This is a genomic window from Desulfosarcina ovata subsp. ovata (genome assembly GCF_009689005.1).
GTDB classification, from domain to species: domain Bacteria; phylum Desulfobacterota; class Desulfobacteria; order Desulfobacterales; family Desulfosarcinaceae; genus Desulfosarcina; species Desulfosarcina ovata.
Window position 1 is genome coordinate 2,863,284 of the sequence record NZ_AP021879.1, and the last position, 11,597, is coordinate 2,874,880.

9 protein-coding genes are annotated in these 11,597 nt (G+C 47.5%); 4 read left to right on the forward strand and 5 right to left on the reverse strand.

All coding sequences use genetic code 11. The annotated features are described in order from the left end of the window. Nucleotides 1-103 precede the first annotated feature (103 nt). Together GN112_RS12780 and GN112_RS12785 are read right to left on the reverse strand one after the other, a co-directional pair. On the reverse strand, nucleotides 104-1,246 hold the full coding sequence (locus GN112_RS12780; protein ID WP_155310573.1) for an HD-GYP domain-containing protein: 1,143 nt from the start codon (nucleotides 1,244-1,246) through the stop codon (nucleotides 104-106). Continuing rightward, complete coding sequence (locus tag GN112_RS12785) at nucleotides 1,221-2,531, reverse strand: ISL3 family transposase (RefSeq protein ID WP_155310574.1); 1,311 nt, start codon at nucleotides 2,529-2,531, stop codon at nucleotides 1,221-1,223. Before GN112_RS12785 ends, GN112_RS12780 begins: the two co-directional genes overlap by 26 nt. 330 nt (nucleotides 2,532-2,861) lie before the next feature. Here GN112_RS12785 and GN112_RS12790 point away from each other — a divergent pair, with 330 nt between their 5' ends. Next, nucleotides 2,862-3,980: an IS110 family RNA-guided transposase gene (locus GN112_RS12790; protein WP_155310575.1), complete on the forward strand. Its 1,119-nt coding sequence runs from the start codon at nucleotides 2,862-2,864 to the stop codon at nucleotides 3,978-3,980. 397 nt (nucleotides 3,981-4,377) lie between these two features. Here the strand turns inward: GN112_RS12790 and GN112_RS12795 are convergent, their stop codons facing one another. The 3 genes from GN112_RS12795 to GN112_RS12805 all read right to left on the reverse strand — a co-directional run bounded on the left by GN112_RS12795 (nucleotide 4,378) and on the right by GN112_RS12805 (nucleotide 8,201). After that, nucleotides 4,378-4,863: a GGDEF domain-containing protein gene (locus tag GN112_RS12795; protein ID WP_155310576.1), complete on the reverse strand. Its 486-nt coding sequence runs from the start codon at nucleotides 4,861-4,863 to the stop codon at nucleotides 4,378-4,380. A 14-nt stretch (nucleotides 4,864-4,877) separates the two neighbouring features. Beyond that, nucleotides 4,878-6,683, reverse strand: a complete 1,806-nt coding sequence (locus GN112_RS12800) for a response regulator (protein WP_155310577.1) — start codon at nucleotides 6,681-6,683, stop codon at nucleotides 4,878-4,880. 72 nt (nucleotides 6,684-6,755) lie between these two features. Beyond that, complete coding sequence (locus tag GN112_RS12805) at nucleotides 6,756-8,201, reverse strand: ATP-binding protein (RefSeq protein WP_162458909.1); 1,446 nt, start codon at nucleotides 8,199-8,201, stop codon at nucleotides 6,756-6,758. 303 nt (nucleotides 8,202-8,504) lie between these two features. On the opposite strand from GN112_RS12805, the gene GN112_RS12810 reads away from it, so the two are divergent. The 3 genes from GN112_RS12810 (at nucleotide 8,505) to pstS (ending at nucleotide 11,540) form a co-directional block, all read left to right on the forward strand. Beyond that, nucleotides 8,505-9,524: a GGDEF domain-containing protein gene (locus GN112_RS12810; RefSeq protein WP_155310579.1), complete on the forward strand. Its 1,020-nt coding sequence runs from the start codon at nucleotides 8,505-8,507 to the stop codon at nucleotides 9,522-9,524. Nucleotides 9,525-9,803: 279 nt separating this feature from the next. Then, nucleotides 9,804-10,076, forward strand: coding sequence for a hypothetical protein (locus GN112_RS12815; protein ID WP_155310580.1), 273 nt, complete (start codon nucleotides 9,804-9,806; stop codon nucleotides 10,074-10,076). 438 nt (nucleotides 10,077-10,514) lie between these two features. Then, entirely contained in the window at nucleotides 10,515-11,540 is a 1,026-nt protein-coding gene (gene pstS / locus GN112_RS12820) for a phosphate ABC transporter substrate-binding protein PstS (RefSeq protein ID WP_155310581.1), read from the forward strand. Nucleotides 11,541-11,597 lie beyond the last annotated feature (57 nt).

An 11,597-nucleotide genomic window follows, 5' to 3' on the forward strand; every position in this document is an offset into this window, starting at 1 on the left:
ATCCAGAAATGACCAATTTGCCCGATATCGTCGTTGCGCGAAAAATTTTATCCTCGGAATATCAAACATATGCCTGTGGTAAAATTTTTCGGGCGCCTTGATCTCAACCCAATTTGCCTATTTCTGGATGGACACTATTTAACTTGTCAGCATCGTTGGTGATATTCTGGTTCGACATCAATTGCAGCAAGCATCTGGTTACGACACTGTCGATTTTTCCCTTTTGGGCCTCTTTGAGCAAGATTTGGGTAGCTTTGACGGTTGACATTGCTTTCCTGTACGGACGATCAGAGGTAAGCGCGTCGAATATATCCGCGACCGTCATAATGCGGGTAACCATCAGTATCTCGTCTGCCTTTAATCCATCAGGATAACCGCTCCCATCAAGCTTTTCATGGTGGTGCCGAACAATATCCAATGCCTGTCCCAAGTTTTTCTTTAGTGGCAGACAGATTTTATATCCAATCTCAGGATGGGTTTTCATGACGGTCCACTCACCATTATCAAGGGGACCCGGTTTGTTGAGTATCTCTTCGGGAACACCCAGTTTTCCCACATCGTGAAGGGCGCCTCCTATGCGCAGCGCCTCCATTTCATTTTCTGAAAGGCTCATGTTTCTACCGATGGAAGAGGCCAATTCGGATACACGGTCGACGTGTCCCTGTGTATAACTGTCTTTGGCTTCAACGCTTTTCGCCATTGAAAAAAGAACGTTTTCAATGCTTGTCAAATTGCTGTTCAGTTGTTTAACCCGGAGTAGTGATTTGATCCGAGCGATTAACTCCGATTTGTGCGGAGGCTTGGTGATAAAATCGTCAGCGCCTGCTTCGATCCCTTGGACTTTGGTCTCAACGTCATCGAGAGAGGTAAGCAATACTACGGGTATGAGCCGGGTTTCTTCGTTGGCTTTGATTGTGCGGCAAACGCTAAAGCCATCCATATCCGGCATCATGACGTCCAAAAGAACGAGGTCGATCTCCGCTTTTTCAAGCCTATACAGAGCGTCCAAACCGTTTTTTGCCGTGTAGAGGGTATATCCCAGCGGTTGAAGAAGACCCTGCATGAGTTTCAGATTCAATGGCTCATCGTCAACAAGCAAAATGCTGGATTGGTGTTTCTCAGATTCTTTCTTCTTCAGTTGTCGATAATGAAAAACCCTGTTTTTTCCCTTGATTTTTGCCTGTTTGAGAGCGGATTGAGCTTCCTTGAATATTTTTGGCTCATCGCGGATTAGTGTGAAAATCACCTAATCCTGCGAGTACCCGTATCCTAAAGTTGTTGAAATTTCTGTAGCCGAATGCCATGCGTATAATAGCCCTGAGGGAATTATTGGTACCTTCAACGAACCCATTTGTAATTCTTTCGATGAAGTAATTTAAGATCTGCTCTCGCCAGTTCTTCAAGGTCTTACAGAACTTTGAAAGATATTTATCACCTGTACGTTCGGCCTTCAAACACCATACATCAAGAAATCGGGCTGCCTTTTCTCTGCATCTGACTTTCTCAAAAATCGTGCGGAACTCCTCCTTTAAAAGGTACAATGCGCGAAGATCAGGACACAATTCCAATATTTGATCCAAGTGATCAGCTTGCTTTGTCGACAATTCGGATCGGTTACGCACGATGAGCCAACGGCTACCCTTGAGTATCTTTTGTGTTTCAGGATCGCACTGCCTTTGAAATCTGGTTCGAAGTTGGGTCAGACGGTGGTTGAGTTGTTTCATCACATGGAACCGGTCGACCACCACCTTGGCATGGGGAAGCTTGTTGCAAGCGGCTTGATAATAGGGCGCCCACATATCGATGGAAACAAATCGGATCGCCTTTTTTTGTTGATCACTCAGCGATTCGATCCAATTTTCCAGTGTCTGTTTCTCCCTGTCAGGCAGCACTGCGAGAATGCACTTTCTGGAAATATCCGAAATCACGAGAACGAATTGCTTGTGGCGTTTTTTAAGCGAAATTTCATCGATTCCCAGCACCCGGGTCAGGCCGTCAACGCCAACACTCTTTTTCAATGCCGCGAGACGATTGAAGATCTCTTTAACCGTGGATTGGCTTAACCCCTCACGTTTAGCAACATCCTTACGTGTACTGGTAAGGCAAGATTGATAGACACGCATCTCAAAAGCAGAAGATTGCCTACGATGGGAATCAACGAATGGTAATTCCTCGGTGAAAACCTTACCACATTGATCACATTCGAAACGGCGGGACAGGAAATGCAAAAAGGTCTTTTTACCCCAAACATCCAAATGTCGTACGCAACGAGGCTCCTCCTGATGAACTTTTGTTGAAAGAGCCCCACAATGGGGACACAAAGCAACCTCTTCACGATGGGCACATCGAAGATGCAGCACGTCTTCATCCCCTTCGCGACGAAGGGCATACATAGTAACGAACAAGGTCGCTATGCCCAGCAATTCTGTCAATGTGTTATCTGCGACACTTGTGAATTCCTGCTGGCTAATTCGTTTCACGGACTTTGCGGCGTCCTTTACAAATGATGTTATGTACGGCAGTAGTTTCATGGGAAATCCTCCAAAGAGTTTTTCCCATTACATATAGTCACAAGCAGTTCCTGATGTCCAGTAAAATGTACCTGTATATCTCGGAATCACACTATTCCGCGATGATCCATATTTTTTCCGGACCATCCTGCACATTGATGGCAGAAGAAGAAATACCGATGCTGATGGTGATCTGGCCATTGCTCTCCGCCTCGGTTATGGCTCTTAGACAATATGGTTGAACGTTAGCCACCGCGGCAATAAAAAGGCCTGCCAAACCTTGAAAACGTGGGTTATAGTAAGCGTTCGTTAACAACCCTAACTACAGAGCCAAAATCAAGGAGGCAGGCCGTGAAAAAGATTGTAAAGTATGTTGGTTTGGATGTCCACAAAGATTCGATTACCATTGCTATCGCCGATGAAGGACGTGACGGAAACGTTCGAGTGTATGGAAAAATCAGCAACGACCTGGGGCAGATTGATAACGTCATGCGAAAACTGATTTCACAAAACGCCGAATTGCATTGTGTTTATGAAGCAGGTCCATGCGGATATCCAATCTACAGGCATTTAACAAGCAAGGGAATCGATTGCGTTGTCGTTGCTCCGGCGCTGATCCCCAAAAAAACCGGTGATCGGGTTAAAAACGATCGCCGAGATGCAACCCACCTGGCGACGCTCCACCGTTCCGGAGAACTGACGCCGGTGTATGTCCCCGATCAGGCCGATGAAGCACTTCGTGACCTGGTACGTGCACGAAAAGACATCCAAATATCGCTCCGCAAAGTCAAACAACAGATCAATGCCTTTTTATTGCGACAAGGGATCAATTATCCAGGTAAAAGCAAATGGAGTAAAGCGCATTTAAATTGGCTGGCGGATCTGAAGATGCCGCATCCGGCCCAGCACATTGCCCTTACCGAATACCTGGACGCCATGGGAGACCATGAGGCCCGCGTTAAGCGCATCGAAAAAGCGATTGAGCAATGTTGCCAAACCAGTCGATTGCTTCCGGTTATCGAGGCTCTGCAAGCGCTCAGGGGGATTTCTTTGCTCAGCGCGGTGACCGTCGTCGCTGAACTGGGGGATCTGAGCCGTTTCGATACGCCGGCACAGCTGATGGCCTATTTGGGTCTGATCCCATCGGAGCATTCAAGCGGTGGCACCATCAAAAAAGGCCCCATTACCAAAACCGGCAATACCCATGCCCGCAGGACGTTGATCGAATCGGCTCAGGCCTATCGTATGCCGGCCCGGAAAAGTAAGGCGATCCGTAAACGCCAGGAAGGCTTGCCGGACGATGTTTTGGATATTGCCTGGAATGCACAGCTACGACTATGCCACCGCTACCGCAGGTTGATTGCAAAGGGCAAAAACCATAACGTGGTCATCACCGCGATTGCACGCGAGTTGGCCGGTTTCATCTGGGCCATTGCCCGGGCTGTTCCAATCGTGGCCGCTGAAAGATGATTTGTTATAGCGTGGAAACCCAGGCCTATCAAGGCCAAGCCCTAAAGGGTGCTCCCTAAGGTCGCAGCCTTGACAGCCCTGACTTTCCACGCTGGGTGGGAATTAGCGACGGCGAGAGAAGCGCGACTGTTGCTCCGGCTCAAGAAGCTGGATAAGTACTTCTCTATAATCGATGATGCAAATAGAAAAAGAACTTATTGATTTTAAAAATGCTCAAGAAAGGATCGGCTTTATCAAAGAACAAATATAGCCATCGAGCTTTTGGATAGGGGCGCGGTCGCGGTTTGGAGAACCCTCGAAAAAGCTATCGGAATAGGCCTTCAGGCCGAAACTCCCGTCTTTAGACCGAGGCAGCTCCACGACGAAGCCTAGTCATGCGGTATCCAATCCGCGAATATCAGAGTGCTCTACCGTCGTTATTGCAGACCCCGCCTCTATCCAAACGCTCGATGAAAATTATTGGCCCAAGTTTTTTGGGTATGGATAGGTTTTTCTCTTGACAAGTGTTCAACCATATCAGCTTTTCGGCGGCCGTTATGGCATTGTCAGGGGTGGTATTTACGAAAAAGAGGGCGAATTGGTCCCCAGCATACCTCGATGAAATATCTGCGGTACGGATATTTTTCTGGATGATCTGCCCAACCTTTTTAAGGGCCTTATCTCCATGGATCGCACCATGTTGATGATTAAATTGACCAAAAGCATCCAGGTCCACGACAGCCAGTGAAAAAGAATGCCCATATCGCTTCAGGCGTTGAAATTCCTGTTCAACATAGGCCAAAAAGAATCCATAAGTGAATAATCCCGTGAGGCTGTCTCTGAATGAAGAATCGGTTTGGCTCCTATAGACAGATTCGATTTGGCGAATCGTTGTTATGGGCATGATAAAGCTCTTTTCTAATTGCGCAGCATTTCATTTTTTTCATAAACGCAGTATTGGTTCTTGCCTCTATTTTTTGCCTGATACAGAGCAAGATCCGCTGTTTTTAACAAGTCTTCCGGCGTTTCGCAAAGATCAGGAAAAATGGATATTCCAATGCTTACCGATAGTCTTGCAACCGGTGCCGTATCAATTTCAAGGTGGTTGGATACCGCTTCTAACAGCCTGCTCGCGACGTTTTTTGCAACGGTCAGATCGGCATAAGGCAATACAATCGAAAACTCCTCTCCCCCATAACGGGCAATCAGATCGATATCCCTTATTTTGCTCTTCATTGTTTTTGCAATCATACTGAGTGCACGATCACCGCATTGATGCCCATATTGATCATTGAATTTTTTAAAATCATCAACATCGACCATAAGAAGGCCAAGATTGTGTTTGTGTTTTTTTGAACGATTGAATTCCAATTCAAGAAAATGTTTTAGGTATCCATGGTTATAAACACCAGTCAATTTATCGGTAATCGCAGCATAAAGCGCACCTTCGACCTTTGCGCGAAGCCGATCGATATAAGCCTTCTTTTTCAGCAGCGACCGGAGTCTGGCGTGAAGCTCATCCTTGTTTATGGGTTTGACCAAAAAGTCATCAGTGCCCGCCTCAATGCCTTTCAGCTTGCTTTGAGTATCCGTCAAACTGGTGATCATCACCACCTGGATGGGAATGGTATGCTCACTCGTTTTTATCGCTTTGCAGACCTCGAAACCATCCATGGTCGGCAGTATGATGTCGAGAAGCATGATGTCGATCTTTTTTAAGGCGGCAATCTGGATGGCTTGCTCCCCGGTGTTGACGACCTCCAGGTGGCACGGCATCATCGTCAAATACCGGGATAGCAACTTGGCGTTGGTCAAATCATCTTCAACAATGAGGACCGTCGGCAAATTGGGGTCCTCTAAAATGGCGTCCTCCTTTTTGATCAAACCTTTAACCATAAGGTTTTCAGATTGTTTTCGGGAAACAATCTGATCCTGATACTCCTTGAGCCTCAGCAGAGAGCTTACCCTTGCCTCCAGTTCGGGATAGTTCAGGGGTTTGTTGATAAATTCATCGGCACCGGCTTCAAGTCCCCTTCTCTTTTCATCATCTCCGGTGAGGGCGGTAACCAGAATGATGGGGATATCCCGGGTTTCTGCATCCGCTTTCAACCGTTCGGTTACTTCATAGCCATCGATACCGGGCATCATAATGTCAAGTAGAATCAAATCCGGTCGATCCGTTGCCACGATCGTCAACGCCGCCTCGCCATCATTGGCGGTTGACACCAGGTAGCCTTTGGAAACCAGTTGGGCAGCCAATAATTTGATATTCAGATGGTCGTCATCGACAACCAGAATCCGATGACCACGCGATGTTTCGGGGGGATTTTCACGGTCTTCAGGTTTTGGCAAATAGCGATGGATGGTTTCAGGAAAAGATCTGATGTCGATGGGCTTGGTGATATAATCATCGCATCCTGCCGCCAGGGCTTTGGCTTTGTCTTCTTCCATGGCGTTGGCGCTTAAGGCGATCACGGGGATCTCACACAATTCAGGATCGTTACGAATCCTTTGCGTCGCTTCCAAGCCACTGATTCCGGGAAGTTCGATATCCATCAGAATCAAATCCGGATCGTGAAGCGTGGCCAGTTCGATTCCCGTTTCTGCATTTTGGGCTTCGAATACATCGTAGCCCTGTATTCTTATAAGATCCCTGGCCAGCTTCAGGTTAAGGGGATTGTCTTCAATGACGAGTATGGTTTTGCGATATTCATCCGACATCATTTTTTGTTCGCCTTCCTCAAAATCCGCTGATCCCTCTCAGAATGAGGCGATGTTAAAAAAAGATCCGATTTTTCAATTTATGGATGGGCACGCATCAGCGGGAAAAGTTACTGGTGGGTGAGCCTGATTGCCGGCTTTTTGCCGGCTTGGAAGGATAAATCGGAAATCCGACCCCATGCCTTGTCCGTCACTTCGAACCCAGATAAAACCATTGTGCAGTTCAACTAATTTTTTTGTCAGCGAGAGTCCCAAACCGGTTCCCTGGTATTTCCGACTCTTTGCACTGTCAGCTTGTTCAAAAGGATTAAAAATCCTTTCCCGGTCGTCCGATTTGAGGCCAATGCCAGAATCTTTTACTGAGATCTCAATCAAGTCCGCCTCACAGGCGGAAATCATTGGATGGCATTGATGCATGGGCAATTCAGATACATCGGCGATCCGTTTCGCATGCAGACAGATGCGACCATTATCTCCGGTGAATTTTACGGCGTTCGAAAGAAGATTATACATGATTTGTTTGATCTTACGGGCATCCCCTTCGATGATTTCCGGGACACCATCAAATTCGGTTGTTATTTGGATGCGATGTTTCTGGGCCTTCTCCTTTATCATGACGATGCTTTTCTCCAGCAGGGGGCGAATTTCGATTTCAGAAATGAACAGTTCGTGCTTGCCGGCTTCAATCTTGGACAAGTCGAGAATGTCGTTTATCAGAGAAAGCAAGTGATTGCTGCTATTGAGAACATCCGTCAGGTATTCGGATTGTGTCTCGTTAAGGCCCCCGAAATGCTGTCCCAACACCAACTCCGTAAATCCAATGATATGGTTCAACGGTGTCCGAAGTTCATGGCTCATATTCGATAAGAAATCACTCTTGGCCTTATTTGCCGCTTCCGCGACCGAAACCGCATTTTTCAATTTCTGATTGGATTCCTGTATTTCGGATGTCCTTTTTGCTACCCTTTCTTCCAGTTCCTGATTGAGCGTAACGAGTTCATCCTCAACCTTGCTGCGCTCATCAATTTCCTTTTGCAATTGCTCATTGACCCGATTCATGGCGTCTGCATATCTGTGCTGAATATTCGACATGGCACTCATGATATCCTGAACGGACACAATCCCAGACACCTCGCCCTGCTCCGTAATGATGATATGGTCAAAAATCTTGGATTTTTCCCTGTTCATGGCCATATCTGCAACCTCTGGCACGGGTATGTTGGCATCCACGATCAGGGGCTCGACATCCATGATTGCGTCAATCGGCTTATCGTAATACAGGGCAACGCCGAATCTTTGGCTGAGCGTTCTGTCCAGATGAATATTCATCACCAGCCCAAGCGGCTTTTTCCCCGAAACGATGACAACCGCTTTGATGGGTTCGTCTTCTCTGAAAACTTTTTTTATTTCACTTACCTTGGTATTGCGGTTGGCCAGTTGAACGTTTCCTTTGAGGTCTCCGATGTTAATCTGGTTGGACCGGTCATAAAAATCTTGGGGGGCGACATTCGTTGGTCTCACGACGTTTCCTCTATCCATGAAGCGTTCCGGTTTCTTCAGCTATGTCTCGGTTGTAAATCAATTCAGAGATTGGTGTATTTCGGTGGTCGCAAAGAATTATCGGTAAAACGAAACGGTTTCTTGTGTTAGAATTTCGTTAGAAACCGCCTGAAGCTAAATATTTGATCCTTCAATGCCAATAGGGATTTCAAACAATTCTTCCGTTAATTTTTTACAATCGATTTGATCTGCAATCTTTTTGAGCGACTATTTGATTCACCGTTCCGAGATAACCCGTTGAATGCACTGGAAGGAATTTGAGCGATGTTCTATAACGACAGTATCCAAGACTCACGACTGTACCTTCGGCTTGCTCTGGAAAAAATCGGTAAATACGAACTACCCACAGACCCATTGAATTATTGCATTTGGTATGAGTATTCGTCCGGCAAGAACAGTGCACTTAACAAGTCTATTGATGATTACCTGAAGAGCAACAGAACCTTTTCAACAAACATAAGCAAAAGGCACTTCAACCAATATATTTTAAATCGACAAGAGGCCCGTAACGAATTAATTCAAAATGAATTAAAGAATGTTTTTTCCAACCTTTTTAAGGCAATCGATACAACAAACCGAATGTTCACCGAGTCTGGAAACAATCTGGATGTAATGAATCAAGCGCCATTTCACAATCTCACTGAAGCCGATATCAATCATCTCGTTATTCAAATCAAGCAGGAAATCAAACGCCTCGAATCTTCAAGCAATTTGTTTAAAGAGGATCTTCAAAAAGCAAATTGCGAAATTGATCGACTGAAAAAGAAATTGGATCGCTACAGGGATGAAGCACAAAAAGATCCGTTGACCAAACTTGATAATCGGCGAAGCTTCGAAAATAGGCTGAAATTGGCTTTGGATGAGGCAAACGATTCAGGGAATCCGCTGTGTATGATCATGGCAGATATCGATCACTTTAAAAAAATCAATGATACGCATGGGCATTTGGTTGGGGACAATGTCATACGCATGGTTGCATCCACGATCAGGGAATCCATAAAAGGCAAAGACCTTGCTGCGCGAATCGGCGGAGAAGAATTTGCAATTCTACTGCCGAATACACCCTTCGATGGCGCCATGAAACTCGCCAATGACATGCGCCTGGCTATTGAGCAGCTCGACTTAAAAAAGAAAAGAACCGGTGAACGGGTAGGCACAATCACGCTCAGTTTCGGGGTTACTGCCTTCAAGTATTCCGAAATTGCAGAAGATTTTATCAATAGATCGGATCAGGCGCTATACAGGTCCAAAAAATCGGGCAGAAACAAGGTAACCGGCATATAAGGCCAGTGGAAAAAAATAATTCCCCATCTTGCTTGTTTGTGGTCCCGTCCACGGCGTTAGCCCCGCTGGCGAATATTTCAATATGCACCATCCCGTCTGCCTTGTGGACAACATCACACCCGTCGCCATCTTGGGGCACTATTTTTTTCCACTGGCCTAAGGCTGGCGGCAAGGCTTTCGTTCAATGCTATTCTATGGTAATAGCGGGCTGAGTCCTATCGATCAAGACATTCTGCTTATTTTTTAGGCCATACGAAACCCCTTCAGAGACGTCGATTCATGCAAAACGAGGCTGACTGCTGCCAGGCAAATCCACTTCAAAAAGTCGATCAGTTGTATGCGGAGCTGGTCTCCCATTATGACAATGCAAAGGACGGTGAGATTCGGGCGGCTGCAAAACTGTTGATCGTGGCACTGGAAAAACTTCAGCACCACGGCGGACCGGACTGGATGTGCCTGGTCAACGAATATATTGCCCTGATCAATGATAATCCCCGCAAATTTGACCGCATTATCAGGTCCCAGCGTTACCCGGGTACGTCTCAAAATTAGCCGTACGAAGCAGACCATGCGACGGTAAGCACCTCGGTCTTTCCGCGATAATTCGGGCAGTTTTGTCTGAGAGCCTGTTTGATAAATCCGTCTAAGGCCCGCTAACGGCGTTGGAAAGTGTCTCAAAATGCTCACATATTACGTATATGCTCCGCTTTCGAGCCACTTTCCGCCTTGTTATCGGGACTGATCCAGACTTCTCAAACAGACTCTGAGAATGTCACCCTCCCCGCCAATGCGGCACTTTTTCGACGCACGCTAATCATTTTTTAACAATTCGGACGTAAACATTTATATTCCGATTCATTTCCCGTCGGCGTGCATCAAAGGAGCAACCGCGCTGCGATTCCAATCGCCGATTGGCATCATCGATTATTCATTCCGATCCGTCCGAAAGGAACTATCGCAGATTCCACCATCTACCGAGGAGAATAAAAAATGAGAATACGAACCATCGCCCAATGCCTGATCTGTCTTTTCGCTGCCGCTTTGTTCGCCGCCCCAGCCATGGCCGAGATTCGCATCGTCGGTTCAGGTGCCAGCTTCCCGGCACCGATCTATACCACCTGGTTCAAGCAATTCAGCCGTGCCGATAAAAATGTCCAAATCAACTACCAATCCAAGGGGTCCGGGGCCGGTATCCGCGATTTCCAGAATGCGGTCGTTGATTTCGCGGCCAGCGATGCGGCCATGACCGATGAAGAGATCGCGAAAGTCGACCGCGGCGTCCAGCTTCTGCCCATGACGGCCGGTGAAGTGGTTCTGGCCTACAACCTGAAAGGCGTCCCGGAATTGAAGCTGCCCCGCGACATCTACCCGGCCATCTTCCTGGGCAAGGTCAAAAAGTGGAACGACCCGAAAATCGCCGCCGCCAACCCCGGTGTGACCCTGCCCGATGAGGACATTACCGTGGTCACCCGGGCCGACAGTTCAGGGACCACCTTCGTGTTCACCAAACACCTCAGCGCCATCTCCCCGGAATTCAAAAACGGTCCCGGCTTCGGCAAAACCGTGAACTGGCCGAGTGACGCCAATCTGGTCAAGGGGCCCAAAAACGACGGCGTCACCGCACTGATCCGGCAGACCCCCGGCGCCATCGGCTACATTGAATACGGCTTCGCCCGCATGGCCAAACTCGCCATGGCCAGCCTGCAGAACAAGGACGGCCACTATGTTGCTCCCGGCCTGGAGGGCGGTCAGGCGGCCCTGGCCAATGCCGAAATTCCCGAAAACATGATCGTCTGGCTGTCGGATCCCTCGGGGAAGGATTCCTACCCCATCGCCACCTACACCTGGATGCTTTTCTACAAGAAATACGACGACCCGAAAAAAGCCGAGGCCCTGAGAAATATGGTCGTCTACTGCCTGGACGAAGGCCAGAAAATCGCCGACAAGGCCGGATATATTCCCCTGCCGGCCAATGTGATCGAAAAGGTGCGCAAAGCCTCGCAAAACATTCAATAGCCACACGAGTCGGGTGCCGAGCGATCAATCGGCAAGGCACCCGACTCTAACGGAGCA